The sequence below is a fragment of the Streptomyces shaanxiensis genome (genome assembly GCF_039537145.1).
Classification (GTDB): Bacteria; Actinomycetota; Actinomycetes; order Streptomycetales; family Streptomycetaceae; genus Streptomyces; species Streptomyces shaanxiensis.
Map to the genome: position 1 here is coordinate 165835 of NZ_BAAAZY010000005.1, position 25200 is coordinate 191034.

At 69.3% G+C, this 25200-nt stretch carries 24 protein-coding genes and 1 pseudogene; 11 read left to right on the forward strand and 14 right to left on the reverse strand.

Annotated features, from left to right (window positions below; genetic code table 11):
* Nucleotides 1–2: 2 nt before the first annotated feature.
* On the reverse strand, nucleotides 3–944 hold the full coding sequence (locus ABD932_RS05595) for a nuclear transport factor 2 family protein (RefSeq protein ID WP_345009186.1): 942 nt from the start codon (nucleotides 942–944) through the stop codon (nucleotides 3–5).
* A gap of 142 nt (nucleotides 945–1086) precedes the next feature.
* Between ABD932_RS05595 and ABD932_RS05600 the strand changes: the two genes are divergently transcribed.
* From ABD932_RS05600 to ABD932_RS05615, 4 genes are all read left to right on the forward strand, one after another.
* On the forward strand, nucleotides 1087–2079 hold the full coding sequence (locus tag ABD932_RS05600; protein WP_345009188.1) for an aldo/keto reductase: 993 nt from the start codon (nucleotides 1087–1089) through the stop codon (nucleotides 2077–2079).
* Nucleotides 2080–2235: 156 nt separating this feature from the next.
* On the forward strand, nucleotides 2236–3393 hold the full coding sequence (locus ABD932_RS05605) for an ABC transporter substrate-binding protein (protein WP_345009190.1): 1158 nt from the start codon (nucleotides 2236–2238) through the stop codon (nucleotides 3391–3393).
* Nucleotides 3394–3505: 112 nt separating this feature from the next.
* Nucleotides 3506–4717, forward strand: coding sequence for a sensor histidine kinase (locus ABD932_RS05610; protein ID WP_345009192.1), 1212 nt, complete (start codon nucleotides 3506–3508; stop codon nucleotides 4715–4717).
* A complete protein-coding gene (locus ABD932_RS05615) occupies nucleotides 4714–5394 on the forward strand; it encodes a response regulator transcription factor (protein WP_345009194.1) in 681 nt (226 codons plus the stop codon). The genes ABD932_RS05610 and ABD932_RS05615 overlap by 4 nt, the downstream gene beginning before the upstream one ends.
* A 152-nt stretch (nucleotides 5395–5546) precedes the next feature.
* Here the strand turns inward: ABD932_RS05615 and thpR are convergent, their stop codons facing one another.
* Nucleotides 5547–6119 carry an RNA 2',3'-cyclic phosphodiesterase gene (gene thpR, locus ABD932_RS05620; protein WP_345009196.1) on the reverse strand — a complete coding sequence of 191 codons (573 nt, stop codon included), beginning with the start codon at nucleotides 6117–6119 and terminating at the stop codon, nucleotides 5547–5549.
* A gap of 26 nt (nucleotides 6120–6145) precedes the next feature.
* Here thpR and ABD932_RS05625 point away from each other — a divergent pair, with 26 nt between their 5' ends.
* Nucleotides 6146–6664 (forward strand): GNAT family N-acetyltransferase, encoded by a 519-nt coding sequence (locus ABD932_RS05625; protein WP_345009198.1) that lies wholly within the window; start codon nucleotides 6146–6148, stop codon nucleotides 6662–6664.
* 19 nt (nucleotides 6665–6683) lie between these two features.
* Here the strand turns inward: ABD932_RS05625 and ABD932_RS05630 are convergent, their stop codons facing one another.
* Nucleotides 6684–8069 carry an MFS transporter gene (locus ABD932_RS05630; protein ID WP_345009200.1) on the reverse strand — a complete coding sequence of 462 codons (1386 nt, stop codon included), beginning with the start codon at nucleotides 8067–8069 and terminating at the stop codon, nucleotides 6684–6686.
* Between the two features lie 36 nt (nucleotides 8070–8105).
* Nucleotides 8106–8543 (reverse strand): MarR family winged helix-turn-helix transcriptional regulator, encoded by a 438-nt coding sequence (locus tag ABD932_RS05635; RefSeq protein WP_250088454.1) that lies wholly within the window; start codon nucleotides 8541–8543, stop codon nucleotides 8106–8108.
* Between the two features lie 119 nt (nucleotides 8544–8662).
* Here ABD932_RS05635 and ABD932_RS05640 point away from each other — a divergent pair, with 119 nt between their 5' ends.
* Nucleotides 8663–8845: a ribbon-helix-helix protein, CopG family gene (locus tag ABD932_RS05640; protein WP_126393051.1), complete on the forward strand. Its 183-nt coding sequence runs from the start codon at nucleotides 8663–8665 to the stop codon at nucleotides 8843–8845.
* Nucleotides 8846–8851: 6 nt separating this feature from the next.
* Here ABD932_RS05640 and ABD932_RS05645 read toward each other — a convergent pair whose 3' ends face one another.
* Nucleotides 8852–10303, reverse strand: a complete 1452-nt coding sequence (locus ABD932_RS05645; RefSeq protein WP_345009208.1) for an NCS2 family permease — start codon at nucleotides 10301–10303, stop codon at nucleotides 8852–8854.
* Nucleotides 10304–10431: 128 nt separating this feature from the next.
* On the opposite strand from ABD932_RS05645, the gene ABD932_RS05650 reads away from it, so the two are divergent.
* Together ABD932_RS05650 and ABD932_RS05655 are read left to right on the forward strand one after the other, a co-directional pair.
* On the forward strand, nucleotides 10432–10722 hold the full coding sequence (locus ABD932_RS05650; RefSeq protein WP_345009210.1) for a DUF2530 domain-containing protein: 291 nt from the start codon (nucleotides 10432–10434) through the stop codon (nucleotides 10720–10722).
* A 103-nt stretch (nucleotides 10723–10825) separates the two neighbouring features.
* The gene (locus ABD932_RS05655) at nucleotides 10826–13222 is read left to right on the forward strand and encodes an HAD-IC family P-type ATPase (RefSeq protein WP_345009212.1); all 2397 of its coding nucleotides are present in this window, start codon (nucleotides 10826–10828) and stop codon (nucleotides 13220–13222) included.
* Between the two features lie 10 nt (nucleotides 13223–13232).
* Here ABD932_RS05655 and ABD932_RS05660 read toward each other — a convergent pair whose 3' ends face one another.
* The 4 genes and pseudogenes from ABD932_RS05660 to ABD932_RS43920 all read right to left on the reverse strand — a co-directional run.
* Nucleotides 13233–14156 carry a hypothetical protein gene (locus ABD932_RS05660; RefSeq protein ID WP_345009214.1) on the reverse strand — a complete coding sequence of 308 codons (924 nt, stop codon included), beginning with the start codon at nucleotides 14154–14156 and terminating at the stop codon, nucleotides 13233–13235.
* 221 nt (nucleotides 14157–14377) lie between these two features.
* The gene (locus ABD932_RS05665) at nucleotides 14378–15241 is read right to left on the reverse strand and encodes a DUF5707 domain-containing protein (RefSeq protein ID WP_345009216.1); all 864 of its coding nucleotides are present in this window, start codon (nucleotides 15239–15241) and stop codon (nucleotides 14378–14380) included.
* Nucleotides 15242–15398: 157 nt separating this feature from the next.
* Nucleotides 15399–15719, reverse strand: coding sequence for an FG-GAP repeat domain-containing protein (locus tag ABD932_RS05670; RefSeq protein ID WP_345009218.1), 321 nt, complete (start codon nucleotides 15717–15719; stop codon nucleotides 15399–15401).
* Nucleotides 15673–16023 (reverse strand): annotated as a pseudogene (locus ABD932_RS43920) (FG-GAP repeat domain-containing protein); the annotation flags it as partial. The pseudogene ABD932_RS43920 and the gene ABD932_RS05670, both read right to left, overlap by 47 nt.
* A gap of 86 nt (nucleotides 16024–16109) precedes the next feature.
* Between ABD932_RS43920 and ABD932_RS05675 the strand changes: the two are divergent.
* Both ABD932_RS05675 and ABD932_RS05680 read left to right on the forward strand, forming a co-directional pair.
* Complete coding sequence (locus ABD932_RS05675) at nucleotides 16110–16574, forward strand: hypothetical protein (RefSeq protein WP_345009220.1); 465 nt, start codon at nucleotides 16110–16112, stop codon at nucleotides 16572–16574.
* A 7-nt stretch (nucleotides 16575–16581) separates the two neighbouring features.
* Nucleotides 16582–16971 (forward strand): hypothetical protein, encoded by a 390-nt coding sequence (locus tag ABD932_RS05680; RefSeq protein WP_345009222.1) that lies wholly within the window; start codon nucleotides 16582–16584, stop codon nucleotides 16969–16971.
* Between the two features lie 59 nt (nucleotides 16972–17030).
* Here ABD932_RS05680 and ABD932_RS05685 read toward each other — a convergent pair whose 3' ends face one another.
* The 5 genes from ABD932_RS05685 to ABD932_RS05705 form a co-directional block, all read right to left on the reverse strand.
* On the reverse strand, nucleotides 17031–20177 hold the full coding sequence (locus ABD932_RS05685; RefSeq protein ID WP_345009224.1) for a sacsin N-terminal ATP-binding-like domain-containing protein: 3147 nt from the start codon (nucleotides 20175–20177) through the stop codon (nucleotides 17031–17033).
* A gap of 131 nt (nucleotides 20178–20308) precedes the next feature.
* Entirely contained in the window at nucleotides 20309–21661 is a 1353-nt protein-coding gene (locus ABD932_RS05690; RefSeq protein ID WP_345009226.1) for a VanZ family protein, read from the reverse strand.
* A 1095-nt stretch (nucleotides 21662–22756) separates the two neighbouring features.
* The gene (locus tag ABD932_RS05695) at nucleotides 22757–23158 is read right to left on the reverse strand and encodes a cytidine deaminase family protein (RefSeq protein WP_345009228.1); all 402 of its coding nucleotides are present in this window, start codon (nucleotides 23156–23158) and stop codon (nucleotides 22757–22759) included.
* Nucleotides 23158–23376: a DUF397 domain-containing protein gene (locus ABD932_RS05700; RefSeq protein WP_345009230.1), complete on the reverse strand. Its 219-nt coding sequence runs from the start codon at nucleotides 23374–23376 to the stop codon at nucleotides 23158–23160. The genes ABD932_RS05695 and ABD932_RS05700 overlap by 1 nt, the downstream gene beginning before the upstream one ends.
* Nucleotides 23373–24251 carry a helix-turn-helix domain-containing protein gene (locus ABD932_RS05705; RefSeq protein WP_345009232.1) on the reverse strand — a complete coding sequence of 293 codons (879 nt, stop codon included), beginning with the start codon at nucleotides 24249–24251 and terminating at the stop codon, nucleotides 23373–23375. Before ABD932_RS05705 ends, ABD932_RS05700 begins: the two co-directional genes overlap by 4 nt.
* Before the next feature lie 155 nt (nucleotides 24252–24406).
* Here ABD932_RS05705 and ABD932_RS05710 point away from each other — a divergent pair, with 155 nt between their 5' ends.
* Nucleotides 24407–24919, forward strand: coding sequence for an ATP-binding protein (locus tag ABD932_RS05710; protein ID WP_425587407.1), 513 nt, complete (start codon nucleotides 24407–24409; stop codon nucleotides 24917–24919).
* Nucleotides 24920–25200 lie beyond the last annotated feature (281 nt).

Consider the following 25200-nt stretch of genomic DNA (forward strand, 5'->3'; position numbering starts at 1 on the left):
ACCTAGAACATGCCGTTGTCGTTCGCGGACGTCGCCGGCACATCCTGGATCACATCCCAGTGCTCGACGATCTTCCCGTTCCGCACCCGGAACAGATCCACGATCGCCTGCCCCCGCTCCCCCGGCGCGTTCACGTAGTGGCTGTGCACCGCCACCAGGTCACCCTCGGCGATCACCCGCTTCGGCGTGACCTTCAACTGCGGAAACGCCTCGAAGTACCCGCCCAGCCCTGACTTCACGCCCTCCACACCGTCCGCGATGTTCGGGTTGTGCTGGTGGTACTCGGTGCCCCAATACCGGTCGATCGCGGACAGGTCCTTCTGGACGAGGAGTTGGTCGAAGGCCTTGGTGACGAGCTGCTTGTTGTACGCCGTCAGCCACGCCGGCCCCGGCCGCTCCGTCCGCGGCCAACTCTCCGTCGAGAACATGTCGTTGCCGTTGGCCGAGCCCTCCGGCACGTTCTGCCCCACGTCCCAGTGCTCGGCGATCTTCCCGCCCTGGAAGCGGAAGATGTCGAAGACCGCGCTGCCCCGGGTGCCGGGCGTCATGACCACGTTGGAGTGCACCAGCACGAGGTCGCCCTCGGAGATGACCCGCTTGACGTCGTACTCGGCGTCCGGGAACTGCTGATGGATCGCGACGCCCAGGTTCTTCAACGTCTCCGCACCGTCCGGCGCGAGCGGGTTGTGCTGGATGTAGTCCGGGCGGACGTAACGGTCGACGACCTCGGTGTCGCCCCGCTCGAACACGCCCTTGAGGACGCGGACGGCGACAGCCTTCTGGTAGCCGAGGCGGGCGGAGTCGTCGTAGCCGGAGAACACGGGTGCGTGGGTGACCGGCACGGACGCGAGGGCCGGCACGGCGGCAGCGCCCAGCAGCGCGGCGGAGGCGACGAAGGCGGCAAGTGCCCTACGGACAGGACGGACAGGCGTGGTGGGGGGCATGGGGCTCTCTCCGGAGATGGATATTGAAAGTTCAATCTCACGCTGTGCACAGGAAAGCACTAACTCCCAGTTAGCGTCAAGATCCGTCGACCCGGCGAGATCCCTTGCCTAGAGCGCACTCCACACAGCTAGCGTTCAAGCCATGAAGTACACGCAGCTCGGACGCACGGGACTCAAGGTCAGCCGACTCGTGCTCGGCACCATGAACTTCGGCCCGCAGACGGACGAAGCGGACAGTCACGCGATCATGGACGCGGCGCTGGACGCGGGCATCAACTTCTTCGACACCGCCAACGTGTACGGCTGGGGCGAGAACAAGGGCCGTACCGAAAGCATCATCGGCAACTGGTTCGCGAAGGGCGGCGAGCGACGCGACAAGGTCGTCCTCGCCACCAAGGTGTACGGCAACATGGGCGCGGAGGGCGCGGCGTGGCCCAACCACGACAAGCTGTCGGCCGTGAACATCCGGCGGGCCGTCGATGCCTCGCTCAAGCGGCTCCAGACCGACTACATCGACGTCTACCAGTTCCACCACATCGACCGCGCCACTCCCTTCGAGGAGATCTGGCAGGCCATCGACGTGCTGGTCCAGCAGGGGAAGATCCTGTACGTCGGCTCCTCCAACTTCCCTGGCTACAAGATCGCCCAGGCCAACGAGATCGCCGCCCGGCGCGGCGGCACCATCGGCCTCGTCAGCGAGCAGTGCCTGTACAACCTCTTCGAGCGCCGCGCCGAGATGGAGGTCATCCCGGCCGCGCAGGAGTACGGGCTCGGCGTCATCCCGTGGTCCCCGCTGCACGGCGGGCTGCTCGGCGGCGTCATCAAGAAGGAGGTCGAGGGCGGACGGCGCGGCTCCGGGCGGGCCGCCGACTCCCTCGCCGACCCTGCCGTACGGGCGAAGATCCAGGCGTACGAGGACCTGCTCGACAAGCACGGCCTGGAGCCCGGCGAGGCCGCGCTGGCCTGGCTGCTCACCCGCCCGGGCGTGACCGGCCCGATCGTCGGCCCGCGCACGGCCGAGCAGTTGGAGTCGGCGGTGCGCGCCGCCGAGTCGGAGCTGAGCGAAGAGTTGCTGGCCGGGCTGGACGAGATCTTCCCGGGTCCGGGGCCCTCTCCGGAAGCATTCGCCTGGTAGCCCCTCCCCCCCCCCGACTTCTTGGGCTCCGTTCCATCGAACGGTTGAACAAGGAGGCAGCGGGCGGACGACGCGAAGCACCCCTTCCCGTCGCCAGACTTGCCGCGCCGCCGCGTAACGGACGTGGCGGCGCGACAGGTCAGGAGGACCCCCCACATGTCCATGGACTTCAGCAGGCGCCGACTGCTCGCCACGGGGGCCGGTGTCGCGCTCGGCGGTGCCGCCGCGGTCTCCGCGTCCACCGCGATGGCATCCACCGTGCCGACCGCCGCGGACGCCCTCTCGTCGGGCCCCCGCGTCCGCGAGGAGACCCGCTCCCTCGACGAGTTGTACGCGGCCGCCGTCGCCGAGGGCGGCAAGCTCGTCCTCTACCAGGGCGGGGACGTCGACAGCCAGGCGGCCGGTGTGCGGGCCGGATTCGCGAGCCGCTTCCCCGACATCGACCTGACGGTCGTCGTGGACTACAGCAAGTACCACGACGTCCGCGTCGACAACCAGCTCGCGACCGGCACCCTGGTCCCCGACGTCGTACAGCTCCAGACCCTCCAGGACTTCACCCGCTGGAAGCGGGAGGGCAAGCTGCTGCCCTACAAGCCCGCCGGGTTCTCCAAGGTCCACGAGGGGTTCAAGGACCCGGACGGCGCCTGGACCGCGCTGATGGTCATCGGCTTCAGCTTCATGTACGGCATCGAGGCGGCCGGCGCCAACGCGCCCAAGACGCCCCTCGACCTCGTCGACCCGCGCTGGAAGGGGCAGATCGCCTCCTCCTACCCGCACGACGACGACGCGGTGCTCTACCTCTTCTCCCTCTACCAGCGGACCTATGGGTGGGACTGGGTGGCGAAGTTCGCCGCGCAGCAGCCGCAGTTCGCCCGTGGCTCGCACACGCCGGGCCTCGCGGTCAACGGCAAGCAGAAGGCCATCGGCGTCGGCGGGTCCGGCAGCGCGGTGTCGACGTCGACCGTGACGAAGTGGGTCGTGCCCGAGGGGCACCCGTTCATGGCGTGGGGGCAGCGGGCCGCGGTCCTGAAGCAGGCCGCCAACCCGACCGCCGCCAAGCTGTACCTGAACTGGGCGCTGTCCGAGGAGCGGCAGAAGGCCAGCTTCAACGGCTGGTCGGTGCGGACGGACGTCACGCCGTCCCCCGGTCTGAAGCCGGTGTGGGAGAACCCGGACGCCCACGTGGACGGTTTCCCGAAGTTCATGGAGGACCGCGCCGCGATCGAGCGGCTGAAGCAGACCTTCGCGCTGTACTTCGGCGAGGTGAAGGGCGACCCCTCGCCGGGCTGGCTCGGGCTGCACCCGGGACGCTGAGCCCTGTCGGTTCACTGTCGGCTCACTGTCATTTACTACGGTCACACGAGTAACGGCTTAAACTCCTGACGGCATAGTCGCTTCCCATCGGCCCGTCCAGGGAGTCACCGCCGTGCCCGCCACCACTCTCGCCGTTCGCCCGTCCCGCCTGTCGGCCCGGCACCTCCCGCACCTGGTCTTCCTGGTCGCCGTCGCCGGCACCCTCGTACGGCTCGTCGAGCTGAACAACGAGCTGTGCTGGTCCGTCGCGCCGCCCATGGCCGTACTGGCCCTGCTGTACGCCGCCGGGCCGGCCCCGTGGGCGCGGCTGGGCCGGGCCGGGCGGCCGGTCTGGTTCGGGCTGCTTCTGCTGCTGTGGTCGTGGGTGGCCTGGGTCCTGCCCGCGCCGCTCACCTTCGGATACGCGTGGCTGGCCGTGCCGCTGGCCGTCCTGGCGCTGCGCATGCCCACCCGCGCGGAGCGGGCGGCGGCGCTCGGCGTCCTCACGGCGCTGCTGATGGCGGCGCTGGTCCGGGCCGGCGGCGGCCTCGACCCGGATCTGCTGGCACCGCCGGTCACCGCCATGTGGGCGACCGTCCTGCTCTACCGCGGCCAGCAGCGGCTGACCCGAGAACTGGCCGACACCCGGGGCGAGTTGGCGCGTCGGCAGCGGGAGGCCGGGCGGCTGGCCGAGCGTGCCCGCATCGCCCGCGACCTGCACGACACGCTCGCCCAGGAACTCGCGGGCAGCCGCATGCTCCTCCAGGCCGCCGAACGCGACTGGGACCGCCGCCCGGAGGCGGCCCGGCGCCAGGTGCGGCTGGTCACCGACGCGCTCGGCGACCACCTCGCCCAGACCCGCGGCATCATCGACGACCTCACCCCGCCCGCCCTCGCCCGGGACGGCCTGGAGGCGGCACTGCGTGAGCTGACCGCCCGTACGGGTTCCGCCGCCGGGGCGCCCGGGATCTCCTTCAGCGCCGAGAACCCGCCCGCCGCCCTTCCCGTGGAGCAGGCCGTCGCCCTGCTCCGCGTGACCCAGAGCCTCCTCGCCAACGCCTGCGAACACGCCCGCGCCACGCACGTACACGTCACCCTGATCCAGGGCGGGACCGTCGCGGCCGTCGAGGTCCGCGACGACGGTGTGGGGTTCGAGCAGGAACCCGTACGGTCGGCCGCCTCCGGGGACGGGCGCGGATTCGGGCTCGCCGGGGCACGCGAGCGGCTCGGCGCCCTCGGCGGCACGCTCACCGTCGACACCGCGCCCGGCCACGGCACCCGCGTCCGGGCGACGCTGCCGGTCGCACGGGCCGCCGAGGACCGCGTCCCGGTCGGCGCCCGATGAGCGACGACGCGGCCGAGGCCGAGCCGCTACGGCTGCTGATCGTCGACGACCACACCGTCGTACGGGCCGGTCTGCGCGCCCTGCTCGAAGGCGAGCCCGGCTTCGAGGTCGTCGGCGAGACCGGCGACGGCACCGAGGCCGTACGCCTGGTGGGGCGGCTGCGCCCCGACGTCGTCCTCATGGACCTCCGGCTCACCGACTCGGGCAGGTCCCCTGCCGGAGCCGACGGCGTCGACGGCGTCGAGGCCACCCGCCGGATCCTCGCGACCAGCACCGGGGTCCGGGTCGTCATGCTCACCAGCCACGGCCGTACGGCCGACGTCCTGCGGGCCGTCGAGGCGGGCGCCCGCGGCTACGTCCTCAAGGCGGGCCCGCCCGAGGAGCTGTTCCGTGCCGTGCGGGCCGCGGCGGCGGGGGGCATGGCGCTGGCGCCGGAGGCCGCCGCGAGTGTCGTCGGGCACGCGGTCGAGCCGGGGCCGGTGCTCAGCGAGCGGGAGATCGAGGTCGTACGGCTGCTCGCCCGGGGGCACAGCAACCGGGCCATCGCGAGCACGCTGTTCCTGGCCGAGGCGACGGTCAAGACCCACCTCGTACGGATCTACCGCAAGCTCGGCACCGAGAACCGGGCCGCGACCGTCAGCGAGGCCGTCCGGCTGGGGCTGATCGAACTCGTCTGACCGGCGAGGCGGCGAGACCGGGCGCCGACGGCCAGGCGGCCGGCCACGTCTCCTACCTTCCGAGGGCCGCCGCCAGCGCCACCACCACGAACATCAACACAAGCGCACCGGCCATGATCCGGTTCCGGGTTTTCGGGTCCACGTGACCGAGCCTAACCGGCGCCTCCGAGCGGCCAGCGGGCGACCGCCTCGTACCGGGGCTGCTCGCCCGCGACGCCCGACGTCGGCAGATTGCTGCGCACCAGCGCCAGCTCGGCCACCGTCCAGGTCCGGCTCGTGAACTCCGCGAGGGTCGCCACGTACGGCCGTACGTCCACCGCCGAGCGGCTCCTGGCCACCGTCAGGTGGGCCTTGTACCGCCGGTGCTCCCCCATCGGCACCCCCGCCTTGCGCGCCGCCGCCTCGCTGCGGTCGGCCAGCAGTCGCAGGGTGGCCAGGTCCCCCTCCGCACCCGCCCACAGAGCCCGCCCGTGCCCGAACTGGCCGCCGCCGCTGAGGGCCAACGGGAAGGACGGCGTACGGTGCGCGGCGCGCTCCAGGCGGGCCGACAGGTCGGGTACGAGGTCGTCGTCGACCTCGCCGTAGAAGGCGAGGGTGAAGTGCCAGCCGGGGCGGCCGGTCCAGCGCAGCCGGTCCGCGCCGGGCAGCCCGCGCAACTCCGCGACCTCGGCGGCGAGTTCACGGGTCACGTCCTCGGGCGGCAGTACGGCGGCGAAGAGTCTCATGGCACCCAGCCTGGCACGATGAGGGGATGGAGATCATCATCAGGGACGGCGGGCCCGACGACATCCCCGCGATACTCGGCATGCTCGACAGCGGTGTGGAGTGGCTGGTCGCGCAGGGGCGGACCGGGCAGTGGGGGACGAAGCCGCTGTCGCAGAGCCCGAAGACGGTGGAGTCCGTGGCCCGGTACATGGACGAGGGCGATGTCTTCATGGCCGAGGTCGACGGCGTGCCCGCCGCCACCCTCACCCTCACCGACTCGCCCGGCCCCTACCTGGCCCACCTCCCGCCGATCGGCGAGCCCGAGCGCTACATCCACTGGCTCGCCTCCGACCGCCGCTTCAAGGGCCACGGCGTGGGCAGCGCCCTGCTCACGCACGCCGCCGAGGTGACCCGGCAGGCAGGGGTCTCCCTGCTGCGCGTGGACTGCTACGCGGGCGCCGACGGCAAGCTCGTCCGCTACTACGAGAGCAACGGCTTCGTGCGCACGGAGACGTACACGGGGACGGACGACTGGCCGGGGCAGGTGCTGGCCCGGAGGGTCTAGCCTCCGGGCCGGACGGGGATCAGGCGGCTCGGGCCACGGGCGCCAGCTCCTCCTGCCGCTGCCGCGGCTCGAACCGCACCTGCGGATGGCCGCGGTTCCAGCCGACCGACAGGCGCAGGTTGCCGACGCGGGCCAGGACCAGGGCGATCGTGACGGCCGCGGTGGCGGTGATGGCGCCGCCCACCGCCAGGGCCGCCCGGACGCCGTACGCGTCGGTGATCCAGCCGGCGATCGGCGCGCCCAGCGGTGCGCCGCCCATGAACACCATCATGTACAGGGCCATCACCCGGCCCCGCATGGCCGGGTCGGTCGCCATCTGGATGCTGCTGTTGGCGGTGACGTTCACCGTCATGCCGAAGATGCCTATGGGGGCCATGAGCAGGGCGAACATCCACAGGGAGGGGGCGAACGCGGCCACTATCTCCATCGTGCCGAAGGCCACCGCCCCCGCGATCAGCACCCGCATCCGGGCCGTCCCGCGCCGGGCCGCGAGCAGGGCACCGGCCAGGGAGCCGACCGCCATCAGCGTGTTGAAGAGGCTGTAGGAGCCGGCACCCGCACGGAAGACGTCGTCGGCGAAGGCGGACAGGTACACCGGGAAGTTGAAGCCGAAGGTGCTGACGAACCCGGCGAGCACGATGGTCCAGATCAGCTCCGGGCGCCCCGCGACGTACCGCAGGCCCTCCCGCATCTGCCCCTTCCCGCGCGGGGCGCGCTCGACCGCGTACAGCTCACGCGCCCGCATCATCAGCAGACCGGCGATGGGCGCGACGAACGACAGCCCGTTGGCGAGGAACGCCCAGCCGGTGCCCACGCCGGTGATCATCAGGCCGGCGACGGCGGGGCCGACCAGGCGGGCGGACTGGAAGTTCGCGGAGTTGAGGCTGACGGCGTTCTGGAGCTGGTCGGGGCCGACCATCTCGGAGACGAAGGACTGGCGGGCCGGGTTGTCGACGACGGTCGCCAGACCGACGACGAAGGCGGCCAGGTACACATGCCAGACCTGGACGTGTCCGGTGAGGGTGAGAACGGCGAGCGCGATGCCGGTGGCGGCCATCGAGGTCTGCGTGACGAGCAGCGTACGGCGCTTGGGCAGACGGTCGACGAGGACGCCGCCGTAGAGGCCGAAGAGCAGCATCGGCAGGAACTGCAGGGCCGTCGTGATGCCGACGGCGGTGGCGGAGCCGGTGAGGCTGAGGACCAGCCAGTCCTGGGCGATGCGCTGCATCCAGGTGCCGGTGTTGGAGACGACCTGGCCGAGGAAGAACAGGCGGTAGTTCCTGACCTTCAGCGAGCTGAACATCGAGGACTTGCGGGGCCGGGGGGACTTGGGGGGTTCGAGGGCGGGCGGGGAGTCGTCGGGGTCTGGTGCGGGGGCGGAAGCTGCTCCGGGTCCCGAACTCAAAAGGGTTCGCCTCCTTGCGACGGCTGCGACTACGGCTTACAGATGTGCGAGCTTCTCCAGCACGGGGGCGGCGGCGCGGAGTTTCGCCCACTCGTCCTCGTCGAGGCCCTCGACCAGGGCGGCCAGGAAGGCGTTGCGCTTGCGGCGGCTCTCCTCGAGCATCGCCTCGGCCTGCTCGGTCTTCGTGACGACCTTCTGGCGCCGGTCCTCCGGATGCGGCTCCAGACGGACCAGCCCCTTGGCCTCCAGCAGGGCGACGATGCGGGTCATCGACGGCGGCTGGACGTGCTCCTTGCGGGCGAGCTCACCGGGGGTGGCCTTGCCGCAGAGGGAGAGGGTGCCCAGCACCGACATCTCGGTGGGGCTCAGCGACTCGTCGACCCGCTGGTGCTTGAGCCGACGCGACAGTCGCATCACGGCGGAGCGAAGAGAGTTCACGGCGGCAGCGTCGTCGCCATGGGTAAGGTCCGACATGTTCTTTAGCATAACTCATTACCCTTACTAAAGACCATCCGGCGCAGTATCACTCATCCGGGTGATCCGGTGGCGGAACGTGACACGCCGAACCGGCGGATGGGGCAACCCTCGTGTTCATGGGGACCAGCGTGCTCAGCCTGCGGATAGACCACGAGCTGCTCGAACGACTCCGAGAGCATGCGGCGAAAAGAGGAATGAGCGTCCAGGACTACGTCGTCCGAACGCTCATCCGCGATGACTTCGACGAGCGGTTCCAGTCCGCCGTCGACGAGACCGAGAAGTTCTACGGGCTCACATGAGACGGCTTACGTGAGCCCCAGCGCCGGCATCAGGTAGTAGAAGGCGAAGACCGCCGCCACGACGTACATCGCGACCGGCACCTCCCGGCCCCGCCCGGCGGCCAGGCGCAGCACCGCGAAGGTGATGAAGCCCATGCCGATGCCGTTGGTGATCGAGTAGGTGAACGGCATCATCACCATCGTCACGAAGGCCGGGATCGCGACCGTGTAGTCGGCCCAGTCGATCTCCTTGACCGAGTTGGCCAGGATCAGGAAGCCGACCGCGAGCAGGGCCGGGGTGGCCGCCTGCGAGGGGACCATGGTGGCGATGGGCGTCAGGAACAGCGCCACGCCGAAGAGGGCGCCGGTGACGACGTTCGCGAAGCCGGTGCGCGCGCCCTCGCCGACGCCGGCCGTGGACTCCACGAAGGCGGTGGTGGCCGAGGAGGAGCTGGCACCACCCGCGGCGACGGCGAGGCCGTCGACGAACAGCACCTTGTTGATGCCCGGCATCTGCCCCTGGGCGTCGGTCAGCTTCGCCTCGTCGCTGACGCCCATGATCGTGCCCATGGCGTCGAAGAAGCAGGAGAGGAGGACCGTGAAGACGAAGAGGGTGCCGGTCAGCGCGCCGACCTTGTCGAAGCCGCCGAACAGGCTGACCTGGCCGATCAGGCCGAAGTCGGGGCCGGCGACGGGGTTGCCGGGCCACTTCGGGGTCGTCAGCCCCCAGGACGGCACGTTCGCGACGGCCTCGATGATCACGGAGAGCACGGTCATCGCGACGATCGAGATGAGGATCGCGCCGGAGACCTTGCGGACGATGAGCGCGAGCGTGAGCAGCGCGCCGAGGATGAAGACGAGCACCGGCCAGCCGTTGAGGTGACCGTCGCCGCCCAACTGGAGGGGCACGGTCGTCTGGGCGACGTCCGGGATGCGGGAGACGAAGCCGGAGTCGACGAGGCCGATCAGCATGATGAACAGGCCGATGCCGATGGAGATGGCCTTGCGCAGGCTGTAGGGCACGGCGTTCATGACACGCTCACGCAGACCGGTCGCGACCAGCAGCATCACGATGAAACCGGCGAGCACCACCATGCCCATGGCGTCCGGCCAGGACATCCGGGGCGCGAGCTGGAGCGCGACGACCGAGTTGACGCCGAGACCGGCGGCGAGCGCGATCGGCACGTTGCCGATGACGCCCATCAGCAGCGTGGTGAACGCGGCCGTCACGGCCGTCGCGGTGACCAGCTGGCCGTTGTCCAGCTGGTGGCCGTACATGTCCTTCGCGCTGCCGAGGATGATCGGGTTCAGCACGATGATGTAGGCCATCGCGAAGAAGGTGGCGAAACCGCCGCGGATCTCGCGGGGCAGGGTGCTGCCGCGTTCGGAGATCTTGAAGAAGCGGTCGAGTGCGCCGTATGTGGGCCCGGCTCCCGGCTGTTCAGGGGTGGGGGCCTTGGCAGGAGCCGAGGTGGGCATGCTTTTGGTTGTTCCTACGAAGAGAAGTGGTCAGACACAAACCGTTTCAGTATGAACATATAAAGCCGGGATCGGCCATCTCCGCGCGTAGATCGGTGTGGATCCGATCGCCTCGTAAGCTGTCCTCCATGGCGAAGTGGACCCCCAGGCACGAGGCACCCGAGCCCCTTGAAGGGCCCGTGGTCGCCACCATCACCGGCGGCACGATCCTCTGGTTCGTCCTCTTCGTCGTACAGCTGCCCTTCTACGGCTGGTTCGACGACCGCGACCAGACCTGGTGGGTGTGGACCTGCCTGGCCGGCGGCGGGCTGGGACTCATCGGCATCTGGTACGTCCGCAGGCGCGACGCGGCGATCAAGCGGGCGGCCGCCGCCCCCATGGAGCCCCGGGAGACGACCGGCGAACCCCAGTCGTCCTGAGGTCGGCCCCCTACAACCTGGGCACGACGCCCCGTCCTCCCCAAGTCGGAACTTCCGTGCACTCGGCGGGTGAAGCCGTAAATCCGCACGTACCGTCGAATGCATGACGCATACCGACGCGGGCGCCGGACTGGACACTCCTGTGCACTCCGCCCGCGCCCCGGTGGCGACGGGCGGGCTCACCGCCGCCGAGGTGGCCGAGCGGGTCGCGCGCGGCGAGGTCAACGACATACCGGTGCGCAGCAGCCGGTCGATGACCGACATCGTCCGCGCCAACGTGTTCACCCGGTTCAACGCGATCATCGGCGTGCTCTGGCTGATCATGCTGTTCGTCGCGCCCATCCAGGACAGCCTGTTCGGCTTCGTGATCCTCGCCAACACCGGCATCGGGATCATCCAGGAGTGGCGGGCGAAGAAGACCCTCGACTCACTCGCCGTGATCGGCGAGGCCCGGCCGACGGTACGGCGGGACGGGATCGCCGCCGAGGTCAGCACATCGGAGATCGTGCTGGACGACCTGATAGAGATCGGGCCGGGGGACAAGGCCGTCGTGGACGGGGTGTGCGTCGAGGCCGACGGGCTGGAGATCGACGAGTCGCTGCTCACCGGCGAGGCCGATCCGGTGGTCAAGCGCCCGGGTGACCAGGTCCTGTCCGGCAGCTTCGTCGTCGCCGGCGGCGGCGCCTTCCAGGCCACCAAGGTCGGCCGCGAGGCCTACGCCGCCCAGCTCGCCGAGGAGGCCTCCCGCTTCACCCTGGTCCACTCCGAGCTGCGCTCCGGCATCTCCACCATCCTCAAGTACGTGACCTGGATGATGATCCCGGCCGCGACCGGCCTGATCATCACCCAGCTCGTCGTCAAGGACAACGAGCTCGACGACTCGATCGCCCGGACCGTCGGCGGCATCGTCCCCATGGTCCCGGAGGGGCTGGTCCTCCTCACCTCGGTCGCCTTCGCGATCGGCGTCATCCGCCTCGGCCGCAAGCAGTGCCTGGTACAGGAGCTGCCCGCGATCGAGGGCCTGGCCCGCGTGGACACGGTCTGCCTCGACAAGACGGGCACCCTGACCGAGGGCGGCATGGACGTCACCGAACTGCGCCCCCTCAACGGCAGCGACGACGAGTACATACGCAGGGTGCTGGGCGCCCTCGGCGAGTCCGACCCCCGCCCGAACGCCTCCCTCCAGGCCATCATCGAGGCCTACCCGGACGCCGAGGACTGGCGCTGCACCGAGTCCCTGCCGTTCTCCTCGGCCCGCAAGTACAGCGGCGCCACGTTCAGCGAGGGCAACGGCGAGGCGAGCACATGGCTGCTGGGCGCCCCCGATGTGCTCCTGTCCTCCGACGACCCCGCACTGGCCGAAACCGATCGGTTGAACGAACAGGGCCTACGGGTCCTGCTGCTCGCCCGCACCGGCCGCGACCTCGACGCCGCCGACGTCGCGGAGGGCGCCAAGCCGGCCGCCCTCGTCGTACTCGAACAACGGCTGCGGCCCGACGCCGCCGACACCCTGCGCTACTTCGCCGAGCAGAACGTCCGGGCCAAGGTGATCTCCGGGGACAACGCGGTGTCGGTGGGCGCGGTGGCGAGCAAGCTCGGCCTGTCGGGTTCGACGGTCGACGCGCGCCGGCTCCCTCCCGACAAGGACGGGATGGCGACGGCCCTCGACGAGGCCACGGTGTTCGGGCGGGTCACCCCGCAGCAGAAGCGGGACATGGTGGGCGCGCTGCAGTCCCACGGGCACACCGTCGCCATGACCGGCGACGGCGTGAACGACGTCCTGGCCCTGAAGGACGCCGACATCGGCGTGGCGATGGGGTCCGGGTCGGAGGCCACGCGGGCTGTGGCGCAGATCGTGCTGCTGAACAACAGCTTCGCGACGCTGCCGTCGGTGGTGGCGGAGGGGCGGCGGGTGATCGGCAACATCACGCGCGTCGCGACCCTGTTCCTGGTCAAGACGGTCTACTCGGTGCTACTGGCGCTGATGGTGGTGTGCTGGCAGGTGGAGTACCCGTTCCTGCCGCGCCACCTGACCCTGCTCTCCACCCTCACCATCGGCGTCCCGGCCTTCTTCCTGGCCCTCGCGCCCAACAAGGAGCGCGCGAAACCCCATTTCGTACGGCGGGTCATGCGGTACGCGATCCCGGGCGGCGCGGTGGCCGCGGTGGCGACCTTCGCGACGTATCTGATCGCCCGCCACTACTACACGGGCGAGGGCTCGCTGGACGCGGAGACGAGCGTCGCCACGCTCACGCTCTTCCTGATCTCCATGTGGGTGCTGGCGATCATCGCCCGCCCGTACACCTGGTGGCGCCTCGGGCTGGTGGCGGCGATGGGCCTCGGGTTCCTGCTGGTGCTGGTGGTGCCATGGCTGCAGGAGTTCTTCGCGCTGCGGCTGGTCGGGGTGACGATGCCGTGGATCGCGGTGGGGATCTCGGCGGGGGCGGCGGTCGCCCTGGAACTCATGTGGAGGTGGGTCGACCGCCGCTTCCCGGTGTAGCAGTCAGTGACTACTGGACATCCACGAAGTCACCCGTGGCGTTGACCGCCGGGGTCGTGGTCGTGCCCGCGAAGACGTAACGGAAGTAGCCGTCCTGGGTGGCCTTGACGGTCGTCTTGAGGTTGCCCGTCGCGTTCGTCTTGATGGTCTTCACGGTGCTGTAGGTGTCGCTGTTCTTCTTGCGGAACTGCAGCTGCACGGGCTGCTCCACGTAGCCGTTGTACGTGCCGCGGTCCCAGTTGGCGCGGGAGAGCTTGCCGGTGATCGTGATGGTCTTGTTCTTCTGCACGGGCTCCGGGGAGGCGTCGACCGTCAGCTTCGAGTGGCGCTGCACGAGCGTGGTGCCGAGGCCGCCCTTGCCGGCGTAACCGACCTTGCTCTGGTCGAACTCCTCGCCCGCCGGGTCCTGGCCGTTGAAGGCGGTGGCCTCCGCGGCGGCCCGCCAGGTGCCGGCGTCCGTGTTGATGAGCTCGTGGGCGCCCGGGTAGACGTCGATGGTGCCCTTGCAGGTGGCGGTGGTCGCGGAGGCCGCGGTGCACTTGGCCGGCTTGTTGCCGAAGAGCCTGTTGTCCGGGCTGGTGTAGGAGCCGCGGTAGATGATCGGGTCGGTGATGAAGTCGTCGGCGGTGATGTCGACGTCCGCGCCGTGCGTCAGCGTGTACGACACGGTCGTGGCGACGTGGTTGGTCGCGCCGACCTTGATCGCCTTGGCGATCTTGAAGTTGGAGAAGGAGACGTCCAGGTCGTACCGGGCACCTGCCCGCTGACTGCCGGACTCGGCCTGCGCGGCCTGGCGGATCTTCGCGACAGCGGCGCGGTAGGAGGCGACGGAGGCCGCGGACTCCTCGGCCTGGGCGGCCGGCGCGGCGAAGGCGGAGAGGGCCAGGGCGCCGGAGAGAGCGGAGACGGCGGCCACGGTGGCTCTGATGCGCATGCGTTCCCCTGGTACGGAAAGGGGCCCCGCTGGTCGTCGTTCCCTGCACTGCGGGTCACGCCGGGGCCCGGGTGATCGAGGGGCCTGTTGGCCCATGTGATCAGATTGTCGGGAGGGGTTCCCGGTTGTGTGGTCGCCGAGGAAACTTAGTGAGCTTCGTCACGAACTCCCCGTAGGCAACGGGAAGTTCGCGACGAATGCCCCTCAACTACCGCATGCGACTACTGCACGTCGACGAAGTCACCCGTGGCGTTGACCGCCGGGGTGGTCGTGGTGCCCGCGAAGGAGTAGCGGAAGTAGCCGTCCGTGGAGGCGGTGACCGTGGTCTTCAGGTCGCCGTACGTGTTCGTCTTGATGGTCTTCAGCGTGGTGTAGGTGGAGCTGCTCTTGCTGCGGAACTGCAGCTTGACCGGCTGGGTGGAGTAGCCGGCGTACTTGAAGGTCTCCCAGTTGGCGCGGGACAGCTTGCCCGTGACCGTGATGGTCTTGCCCTTCGTCACCGGCTCCGGCGAGGCGTTGACCGTCAGCTTCGAGTAGCGCTGGACCTTGTGGGTCGTGTGGAAGTCGTTCCAGTAGATGCTGCCGTCGCCCGCGAGGGCACCGGCGGTCACGTGCCAGGTGCCGGCCAGCGCGTTCTTGTACAGGTCGGAGCCCGGCGTGGCCGTGATGGTGACCTTGCAGGTCGACGTGGTGGCGCTGGAGGCGGTGCAGGAAGCGACTTCCTCGTTCTGCACCAGCAGACCGTCGATGTCGTCCTCGACGTCGGTGCCGTGCCACAGATCGACGTACGCGTCCTCGATGCCCGAGGCATGGCTGGCGGTCAGTGACACCGTGAAGGTCTTGGCATACGTGGTGCCGACGGCTACGGCCTTGCCGGAGTTGACCGTCACGTTGGACACGACGGGCTCGGCCGCGGCAGCGGCGGCCGTGCTGAGCGCCGACCGGTTCGGGGAGGTGCCGAAGCGCTCGGCGGCGCTCGGCTTCTCGTTCACGTCGCCGCCATGGTCGGCCTGCGCGGCCGGTATGGCGAGGGAGGAGAGGGCCAGGGCGCCGGAGACGGCGGCCACGGTGGCTCGAATGCGCATGCGCTTCCCCATATGGAGAGGGCCCCGCAGTCCACGGTCTCGCGATCCGGGTCGCGCGGGGCTCAAGTGATCAAGGAGTCTGTTGACTCGGTTGATCAGATCTCCGACGGCAACGAATGGTTGTACGACTGGTGAATATTCTGTGCCGTGTGTGCTGCTAGACCTTCGGCCACATGCTCTTACCGCCGGCCAGCGCCCCCTTGCCGTCACCCGCGTACAGGTGAAGGTCGCCGTTGGACGCCATGGCCGCCAGGTCCGCCTTGCCGTCGCCGTCGAAGTCACCGCCGACGATGGCGCGCTTGGTGCCCCAGGTCTTGTCGTGCCACATCGAACGCGCCTTGTCGAAGGAGCCGTCGGCCTTGCCCAGGTAGAGGTGGAGCGCTCCGTCGGCGTTGATGGCGGCGATGTCGTCCCGGCCGTCCCCGTTGAAGTCACCCGTGGCGATGTGCTTCTTCTTCCACGTCTTGTCCGGCCACATCGACTTCTTCTGGTTGACCAGCTTGCCGTTCGCATCCCTCTTGTACGTGTAGAGGGAGCCGTCGGCCCACTGGAACAGCAGGGTGTCCCGCCCGGCGGTGCCTGTGCTGAGGGAGGCGACGGTCCACGGTGACGGCCTCGGCCCCCCGCGAGTCGGCCCGGAAGTCGCCCGCGACGAGCGCAGTGTGATGCGAGCGAGTGAGACCCCCCATGTGCGCTCCGAACTCGAGCGTGCCGTCCGAACGACCGAGGAAGACCTGGCTGTAACCGGTGACCATCTGTGCCGCGATGTCCGTTCGGCCGTCGCCGTCGAAGTCGGCCGCGGTGAGGCATCAGCGCCTTCGAGAAGTGCCTGCGGAACAAGACCTTCGACGGCTGCAAGGGCGTGGCCGTGGACGCCCTGCTCAGCGGCAAGCTGAAGGGCCTGGAGCGGGCGTACGACGAGCTGAAGTTGCTCCAGCGCGGCTGCAAGATCGTCAACAAGGCCTCGCTGACGACGGCGACCCGGGCGGGCTTCACCACGACTGCGATGGCCGCGTCGAGCGGGGTGCCTTGTGGGGAGCACAAGGTTCCGGGGCTGCCCCGGGCCGTGGACGAGATCGAGAACTCCGGCGGCTGCGACGTATGCGCCGAGAAGATCAGGAAGAGCCTCGGAGGCGGCAAGATCGTCACCATCAGGCCGGTGGACGAAGCGATCCTTCCGAAATACCGAGGAGTGGACGCGGGTTGGTTCTTCCACGTGGTGGTGGTCCACAACGGCCGGGTCTACGACGCCTGGACCGGACGGGCCGGCGACACCATCGCCGAGTACAAGGCCCAGTGGACCAGGCACAAAAATATCGACTTCGGGTTCTAGGAGACGAGTGAACGACAAACAATTCGTCGAGGCGCTCCGCGACAGCCCGCAAGGGTACGGCCTGAACGGCACCTACTACCCGACGGCCATGTTCCTCACGGGGATCGACTTCGGCAGGTCAGGTGGACTGCTGCGCGGTTTCACCGAGTGGCTGGTCGTCCGCAGGGGCGAGTGCAGCAGCTTCTACTGGCACAAGCTCGTCCTCCTCGACCTGTTCCCCGACATCGACCTCAAGGGCTGGAAGAACGAGGACCATCTGACCCCGGAGCAGCACCGACAGGCTGTGGACCACCTGTTCTCACTCGTCCTCGAATTCCTGGACGTGCGGAACAAGCCGCGAGAACTGGGGCTGATGTACAAACGGTACGAAGCGATGTACGCGCACATCTGGGGATAGGCGGAAAGGGCCGCCCCACCGGAATCTCACCGGTGGGGCGGCCTCTTCGTCCGTGCGGCTCAGTCGAACCAGCGATCCCGAGCCAGCTCCGCGGTGCGCGACGGATCCTCCAACAACGCCGCCACCTCGAACCGCCGCGGCCACTGCCCCGCCGCCCACGCCAGCCCGGCCGCTACGCCCTCCAGGGTCGCGGCGTGCAGCACCCCGTCGTCCGTCAGCCGCCAGTCGATCTCGACCCCGTCCACGACGAGCTCCTCATGCTCGACGTACGACTCCGGCGTCCGCGCCCCCAGCAGCACCCGCACCGACTCCGGTACGTCGTGCTCGGCGCCCTCGCTCGTCACCTCCCCGGTGACGGACTCGCTCAGCCGCCGCACCTGGAACAGCTCGGCCAGCTCGGCGGCCCGGGACGGACGTACCGGCAGCAGCGGCACCCCCTCCGTGAAGGGCAGCAGATCCGGCGAGTCCACGACCACTGCGTCCCCCGCGTCCACGACCTCGACCCGCCCGTCGAGCACGGCCCGCACCTCGTCCGGCAGGGTCACCTGCTCGGGGTCCAGCTCGGCCAGGGCGCCGTACAGGGCGTGCAGTTGGGCGGCGGACACCTCCCGCTCCGGGTCGGCCAGGCGGTCCAGGAGTTCGGCCGCGCCGCCCGGCTCGTCGAGCAGCGCGGCAACCGACGTCCGTACGCCCAGCGCCCGCAGCACCTGTTCGTCGTCGAAGCCGGTCGCGTCGGCCTCTTCGTACAGGCCGCGCAGGAGGGGGTCGCCGCCGGAGGCGAGGAGGCCCGCCGGGCGGCGGCCGTCCAGGACCGGGTTGCCCCGCAGCCACCAGGCCGTGTACGGCCGTACGACCTCGTGCGTGCCGTCGGGCAGCAGGATCCGCACCTGCTGGGTGAGCGCGTCCCGCAGCGGCGGCTGGGCGAGCAGGGCGAGGGCCTGGGGCCACTTGTCCTCGTCCACCAGGTCCAGGTCGCGTACGGCGATCAGCTCGGTGGCGACCGGCGGGACCGGCGTGTCCGGGAAGCGGTCGAGGATGTCCTCGCTCCAGACGTCCACGGCGTCCAGCAGACCCGCGTCGTCGGGCTCGGCGAAGTCGCCCTCGCGGGGCTCCAGTTCGTCCGGGTCGAGGACGACGTCCGCCGCCCGGACCAGGGCGAAGTTGGCGAGGACCCCGCAGGCGGCGAGCGGGGCCTCGCCCCACTTGTCCGCCAACTCCGCGTCGATCGCGGCCAGTTCACCCTCACGCATGACCTGATGGAAGGGGCTGCCCGGGAAGACCAGCTCACCGGCCGGCGCCAACTCCCCCTCCTCGTCGGGCAGGGCAAGCGCGCCCAGCCACGGCTCGTCACCCGGCTCCAGGCCTGCCTCCCGGACGAGCGCGAGCACGGTGTCGGCCAGCTCCTCGGCGTCGGGGGTGTCCTCCTCCCAGCTCACACCGCCGTCCTCGTCGAGGGAGGCGGCGACGGCGGCCCGCACCTGCGGCGTGGTGAGGACCGCGCGGGGGGTCGCGGGCAGGGCGCCCAGCTTCTCCAGCAACGGGTGCGCGGCGTCCGGATGGGCCACCTTGAGACCGAGGCGGGCCAGGATCTCCGGGTCGATCGGGGCACCGTCGGAGGTGGGGAGCAGGATCTGGCGGGGGCCGATGGTGGTGCGCCCGTCGGCCAGGGGGACCGGGAGGCCGGACAGGCGGTCCGGGTCGATCCCGGCGAGGCTGTCGTAGAGCCGCCGCCACCAGCCCGGCTCCTTCTCCAGCCCGGCGAGGCGGTCGATCGCGTCGGTGAGCGGGACGCGGGCGACCCCCAGCGTCCGCAGCTCCACACGCCGTTCGAGCCCGGCGGGGAGGAGGGTGGGCAGAACCTCGGCCAGCACGCTCACCGTGTCGGCGCCGGCGCCCTCGACGACCTCGGCGTCACGGGGACGGAGGGACTCGGGCAGCTCGGAGTCGGGCTCGTGCGGCTCGGAGGCGGGCGGGAGGACGGCCGGCTGGGCGGGCGGGAGAAACTCGGTGCGGGGCAGGCGGTCCAGGATCGCCTGGCGCAGGGTGCCGTCCAGCTCGCCCTTGCCCAGCGGGCCGGGCACGAGGCCGATGATGCCGTCGCTCACCGGGCGCCAGTCAGCGAGCAGTTCGGCGTACGCGTCCGCCGCGCGCTGCACGAGGAAGTCGGTCAGCGGGCCGGGGGCGGCGTGGCGGCGGGTGGTGTCGAGGGGGAAGGACGCGATGAGGAGGGCGGGGACACCGAGGGGTTCGTCGCTGGGCGTGGGCGCGTGGACGACGGGGGCGGTGCGGGGCCGGGCGGGGGTGCTGTCGGCGGCGTTGACGGGTACGGCCCAGGTGAGCGACCAGTGCGGGCGCAGCCGCTCCTCGAGCGGGCGGTCGGCGAGGAGGTCGGGCGTGAGCGGGCCGTGGGCCGCGGACGTACGCCAGTGGGTGACTCCGTCACGGGAGTCCTCCACGACCGTGAAGGGGCCGTCGACCCGGCGGCGCAGCGTGCGCGGCTCGGCGTCGTCGACCTCGACCACGACCTCCTCGAGGCCGGGGAGGGCAAGGAGCAGCGCGTCGTCGACGGCGTGCAGCAGCCGCTCGGCGAGGTCGGCGGCCGCGGTGTCGCGCAGGGGGAGGATGACGGCGGTGTCGTACGGGTCCGGGGCGGTGCCCTCGGCGGCGAACGGCAGCCGGAGCAGCGGGACGTGCCCGTCCCGGCGCCGGATCTCGTCCCCCAGCCCAGGGCTGTGCCGCGCGGTGCTGCCGGCCAGCTCCCGCGCCTCGGCGAGGGCCCACCGGACACCGCCGTGCCGCCCGACGACGGCGGGCTCGTCGGTGACGGCGAGGACGGCGGCGAACCCGACACCGAAGCGGCCGATGGAGGCCGTGTCCCGCTTCGCCGAGGCCCGCAGGGTGGAGAGCGACTCGACACCGGCGGCGTCCAGCGGGGCTCCGGTGTTGGCGGCGACGAGCACCCCGTCGCGCAGGGTGAGCCGGAGCCTTCCCGGCACCCCCGCCCTGGCGGCGGCGTCGGCGGCGTTCTGGGCGAGCTCGACGACGAGCCGGTCCCGGTACCCGCCGAGGACGAGATCCTCCTCGGCGTTGGCGTCCTCCCGGAAACGGGCGGGGCTGGCGGCCCAGGCGTCGAGTACACCGCGGCGCAGCCGGGCCGTCCCGAAGGGGTCGGCACCCTCGGCTGCGGGACGCACGAACTTGCTCACGATCACTCTCCTCGTCGGCTGAGGAGAAGGTATCGCGGGGAGGAGCGAAAGCGTCCCGCCCACCTGGCTGTGGTCGAGGCGAGTATCGGCACGGGATGCCTGGCGCCTGCGGCCCACGTTGGGGACGCCCTCTATGGGGTCTGCTCGGCGGCTGACGTCTCTGTAGTAGTCGGGCGGTGGATGCTTCCGTCAGTGGCATCTATGACCGCGGACAGTATCGTGTCCCCATTACGAACGGAGAGACGCCAGTGGATACGCCACTGATCGTCACGACGTTCCGCAAGATAAATAGGCTCCGCGCGTTCACCTTGGCCGGCTTCGACCTTGAAATGACCATCGAATATCCCCCACGCCTTCTGCTCATTGACTTGAGCTTCTGGGAGCTGAGGGTCCTCGATATGACGCGCTATCAAGTCGATCACCCGGCCGGAGGGTTCAATCGCAATACTCAGGCGCATCGGCATCAACACCCCCGCTTTCCAGCGGCGCCACTCGACCATCCAACCGATTTCCTCGCTCTCATCGATGGCACTCACCGTAACCTTTGACCCCGGAATCGCCCAAGGCGCATAAGCGGAGGCATATTTCGCGGCGATATCCTTGGCGCCATCGGCAGAGCTGACGCGGCGACTCACGCCCGGTATTTTGTAGGCGTGGACACCTTCACCGTAGTAACTGGGAGTGAAGTGAGCGGTGAACTGCTCGCGGTCAGGCCATGTAATCTCTGCATACCCGCCACCGGCGAGCGGCGTCGTGACCGCAGCCGTCCCGTCACCATTGTTGAAATATAGCGCATCACTCACCGAGGGGCCTGCGCCAAAGGCCTTCTTCAGAGCATCGCCGAGGGCTCGCTTCTGGACAGCACTCGCAGCCGGCACATTTGACGGTTGGACCGTGCGGGTGGGATCGATCACCGCGATCCATGCAGCAACAATAAGCACAAGAATCGGTGCGCCAACGACCATCGCGCGCCGCATCGCCACCTTCGTCATGGGCTCACCGCCGCGAAGGCGTCGGCTGACCAGTTCGCCAATGACCGCACCAGTAATGGCGCCAACCGTGTTCGCGACGAGATCGTCGCTGTCGCACAGGCGACTGATGAAGGGGACAGTGGCCTGCGCTGTCTCAACGGTGGCGGTGAACAATATTCCAGCGGCGACAGCGAAGAGGAGCCGTCGGGTCGCAAGGGCGGCGAACAGTCCAAAGGGAGCAAACAGGAGTATGTTGAGTTGGCCCTGTGTGCTGGTGAACGCCACGAGGACATCCGGATTTACTGCGCACTCGTACGTCATCACACCGCTGCCCGACCACGAGGTCAACGCAACGGGACCGACCGTCGAGGACGCCCACAATCCGTTGAAGGTGGCTTGCGTTCGACTCGTGCGTCTGACACCGAGGAAGTAGACAATCACCCCCGCCGCGATGGTCACCGAGATAGCAAGGGCGAGGAATAGAAGGTGGCCCTGGAAGACGGCTTCAATCAAGGTGGTTCCTGATTCTGATACTGCGGATGGCTGGAGCCATCTTCACACGCATGGCTTGAAATTGGCGGCCAAGAGCAGGCCTTGCATCTCCTCACGGGGCACCTTACCGGCTGGCGGGTTCTCGAACCAGACGGCCAGGAAAGGCGCCCCGCACCCCTCTATTTCAGAAGGGATGAGAACCGAAGCATTTCAGGCGTGGATCAGCAGGGGTCCGCCGGAGGCGTAATGTAGGTGGTGCCGCCGCTGGTCACGAGCTTCCCGTAAAAGGCAGCACAGCTGGCACTCGGACTCCAGGAGCGGCTGTAGTGGAAGGGCGTGTTCGACATGTTGATGAAACCAGAGTAGACACTGTTACCCGAACGCTCATATCCGAGCTTGGCTGAAAGGCTGCCACCTCCCGTGCGGTAGTAGTTGACATCCACATAGTTACCGGCGGAGGTGGTACTCACACTGAGCACACCGTTATCGAGAGACGTGCAACGGTCCCATCTGGTGATGGTGCCGTCACTGGGGCAAGAAGTGGCTCCGGCTGCGGATGCCGGAATGGCGTTGAGACCGAGGGACACGAACGCGGCCACCCCAATGATCGCGGCACGTATACCAGGTCACATGAATTGAAGTCCCATCTCCTGTAGCGGGAATGATCATGTACGCGCCGCAACATATCACAAGCACGGCACGTGATGATCATGCGTTTCTCGCTGCGCGATCTACTGGCGGCGATAAGGTGCACGACCACCCCGCAAGGAACCAATTGCGCGATTCGGGAAGGTCTACCGACGCTCGATGGAACCGGTAGGCGTAAAGCCGACCGATGCGGGGCGGATCATTCGTAAATGGTGGGCAGCGCGAGTGGAGTGACTACTCAGGACGTGGAGATCACTCAGACGGAGTTCTCGAACGCCCCCAAGGGCCTGAAGGTCATCGAGTACCGGGCCCCCAACGGCAACGAGACGGACGGGAACGTCCTCGTCCACAGTGCGCTGAAGGGCTGCCGTTTCTGGTACCGGCAGGGCCCGCAGCACTATCGGCACCGCGTCAGGCAACGTTCGCCCTGTTGCCTGCCGGCGGTGCTGGCTCGTGCAGAGTCGCGGTCTACTCGGCGTCGAGCTGGTGGTCGGCCCAGACGTAGCTTTCGGGCAGCAGGTCGGTGATGAGTACGGTTCGGATGCTGTCCTCTTCGCCGACGATGACCTTGAGGGCGGGAAAGTAGTCGAGAAGGACCTGACGGCACCTTCCGCACGGGGGAACAACCCCGCGGTCGCGGTCGCCCACGGCGACGATCGTGTCCAGCTCGTAGACACCTTGGGCGGCCGCCGTGCCGACGAGGACCAGCTCGGCGCAGGGGCCTCCGGTGAAGTGGTAGGCGTTCACCGCCGTGACGATCCGGCCGTCCTGGGCACGGGCCGCGGCCGCCATGGTGTGGTTGTCGCCCCGACAGCGGGTGCGGGCGACGTCCGCTGCGGCCTGGACGAGTTCGTGGTCGACGGACGCCATCAGATACGGGGACTCCGGGAGGCGTACGGCAGGAAGCCGGCCCAGGCCTGTGGGGTGAGGGTGAGGCGGGGGCCGTTGGTGTGCTTGGAGTCGCGGATGTGGATGGTGGCGGGGGTGGTGGCGACTTCGACGCAGGAATCGCCCTCGCTGCCGCTGCTGTAGCTGCTCTTGAACCACGCCAGCTCGGAGGGGTTCCCAGCCGAGGCGTTGCGGATCATGTTTCCCCCAGCAGTTGTTCGATGAAGGCCGTCGACTCACGTGGTGTGAGCGCCTGCGCCCGGATGATGCCATACCGCAGTTCAAGGATACGGAGCTGCTTGGGCTCGGTGACCGGGCGGCCGTTGGCCATGGCTGGCGAACGCCCCACGGCCGAGCCGTCCTCGAACTTCAGCACCTCGATACCACCGTCCACCCCGGCGTGCTCCTCCCGATCCATCGGCATCACCTGAAGCTCGACGTTCCGCAACTGCCCCGCCTCCAGCAGATGTTCAAGCTGGCCGCGCAACGCCACCCTGCCTCCGAGCGGGCGTCGCAGCGTCCACTCCTCCAGTACGAAGCTCAGTTCAGGCGCCGGATCCCGCTCGAATACGGCCTTGCGGGCCACGCGAGCCGCGATGAACCGCTCCACCTCGTCCTCGGTGTACGCGGGGCGCCGCATCAGGAGAAGCCCGCGCGCGTACTCCGGCGTCTGCAACAGACCGTGGACGTTCAGCGGATCGTAGAGCTGGAGCTCGACCGCCTTGGCCTCCATCTCCCCCAGCGCCCGCACCTTCTTCGGGTACCGGACCTTCTTCACGTCCTCCTTCATCGCGGAGATCAGCCCACCCGCGTCCAGCACCTCGTCCGCCTTGTCCAGGTACTCAAGCCGAGGAATCCGCTTCCCACCCTCGATCTTGTAGACGAGGTCCTCGCCGTACCCCACCGCCTTGCCGAACTCGGCGGCCCGTATCCCCGCCGCCTCCCGCCACAGCTTCAGCTGCCGCCCGACGGTCGCGATCACCGCCACGCCCCACTCGTCGTCCGGATCGACCTCCCAACCCGGCTCATCCGCCTCGGTCTTGAGCCGTACGCCGTCGCCGTCAACCGCTGTCATGCCCTACCCCTCCGTCGTACCGCCGCAGTGCAGCAGCGCCCTACCCGCACGCCCGTCCCGACAGCCCGGACACCACCGGACAAGCTCCGGACAGTCACCGTACGCACCCGCTGAGTCACTGTTCACGGTAAGCGCACCCGGCCACGCTGAGTAACGTGAATCAAGAAACCGCCGCCCTCACGACTCCACTCGCCCCACCCGCCCCACTCACCCAACTCGACAACCCCATCCGCAACTTCAGCGTGCAGCTGTCCCCCACACCCCGCGGCGCCCGCCTCGCCCGTCTCCTCGCCACCGAACAACTCCGCAGCTGGGGCCTGCCCTTGGACCCGGCGGCCCACGTGGTCGCGGAGCTGGCGGCCAACGCGGTCCGGCACGGCCGTATCCCCGGCCGGGACTTCCTCCTGCTGCTCTACGTCGTCGGCGACACCCTCCGTATCGAGGTCGCGGACACGTGCGGTGACCGCCTGCCGCACCCCCAACACCCCGCCCCCGAGGCCGAGTCGGGCCGCGGGCTGCTGCTCGTGGAGGCGTTCGCGGACCGCTGGGGGTTCTCGGAGGGCCCGGCCCCACGCAAGACGGTGTGGGCCGAAGTCGTCCTCCCACCGGACTCCAGGAACCCGTACTCCGGTGCGACGGGCTGCCTCCCCCAAGAACCAAGACGGTGAAAGAACCCGACCAAACCCCACCCCTCCCTCCCGCCCCCGGCGCAAACTCACCCACTCGGGTGAACATCACCAACTCGGCTGGATTCGGGGCAGGTTGCCTGCCTTACGCTCGCCGCAACACAACCGCAGACATGCAACGGCCCTCGCCGGGACGGCAATCCCAGTGCGAGGGCCTGACCACCAAGGAAGCAAACCCTTCCCGATGGATACGCAAAACCCTAGCGCGCCCTCGCGCGCCCAGTCCCGTGTTGCCGCCAACAACAACCCGAACCAGCGGCACC

What these genes read in the sequence shown, in the direction of transcription:
- ABD932_RS05595 (WP_345009186.1), bottom strand. Translation starts at nt 944, where the DNA reads ATGCCCCCCACCACGCCTGTCCGTCCTGTCCGTAGGGCACTTGCCGCC.
- ABD932_RS05600 (WP_345009188.1), top strand. Translation starts at nt 1,087, where the DNA reads ATGAAGTACACGCAGCTCGGACGCACGGGACTCAAGGTCAGCCGACTC.
- ABD932_RS05605 (WP_345009190.1), top strand. Translation starts at nt 2,236, where the DNA reads ATGTCCATGGACTTCAGCAGGCGCCGACTGCTCGCCACGGGGGCCGGT.
- ABD932_RS05615 (WP_345009194.1), top strand. Translation starts at nt 4,714, where the DNA reads ATGAGCGACGACGCGGCCGAGGCCGAGCCGCTACGGCTGCTGATCGTC.
- thpR (WP_345009196.1), bottom strand. Translation starts at nt 6,119, where the DNA reads ATGAGACTCTTCGCCGCCGTACTGCCGCCCGAGGACGTGACCCGTGAA.
- ABD932_RS05625 (WP_345009198.1), top strand. Translation starts at nt 6,146, where the DNA reads ATGGAGATCATCATCAGGGACGGCGGGCCCGACGACATCCCCGCGATA.
- ABD932_RS05635 (WP_250088454.1), bottom strand. Translation starts at nt 8,543, where the DNA reads ATGTCGGACCTTACCCATGGCGACGACGCTGCCGCCGTGAACTCTCTT.
- ABD932_RS05640 (WP_126393051.1), top strand. Translation starts at nt 8,663, where the DNA reads ATGGGGACCAGCGTGCTCAGCCTGCGGATAGACCACGAGCTGCTCGAA.
- ABD932_RS05645 (WP_345009208.1), bottom strand. Translation starts at nt 10,303, where the DNA reads ATGCCCACCTCGGCTCCTGCCAAGGCCCCCACCCCTGAACAGCCGGGA.
- ABD932_RS05650 (WP_345009210.1), top strand. Translation starts at nt 10,432, where the DNA reads ATGGCGAAGTGGACCCCCAGGCACGAGGCACCCGAGCCCCTTGAAGGG.
- ABD932_RS05655 (WP_345009212.1), top strand. Translation starts at nt 10,826, where the DNA reads ATGACGCATACCGACGCGGGCGCCGGACTGGACACTCCTGTGCACTCC.
- ABD932_RS05660 (WP_345009214.1), bottom strand. Translation starts at nt 14,156, where the DNA reads ATGCGCATCAGAGCCACCGTGGCCGCCGTCTCCGCTCTCTCCGGCGCC.
- ABD932_RS05665 (WP_345009216.1), bottom strand. Translation starts at nt 15,241, where the DNA reads ATGCGCATTCGAGCCACCGTGGCCGCCGTCTCCGGCGCCCTGGCCCTC.
- ABD932_RS05670 (WP_345009218.1), bottom strand. Translation starts at nt 15,719, where the DNA reads ATGTGGCCGGACAAGACGTGGAAGAAGAAGCACATCGCCACGGGTGAC.
- ABD932_RS05695 (WP_345009228.1), bottom strand. Translation starts at nt 23,158, where the DNA reads ATGGCGTCCGTCGACCACGAACTCGTCCAGGCCGCAGCGGACGTCGCC.
- ABD932_RS05700 (WP_345009230.1), bottom strand. Translation starts at nt 23,376, where the DNA reads ATGATCCGCAACGCCTCGGCTGGGAACCCCTCCGAGCTGGCGTGGTTC.
- ABD932_RS05705 (WP_345009232.1), bottom strand. Translation starts at nt 24,251, where the DNA reads ATGACAGCGGTTGACGGCGACGGCGTACGGCTCAAGACCGAGGCGGAT.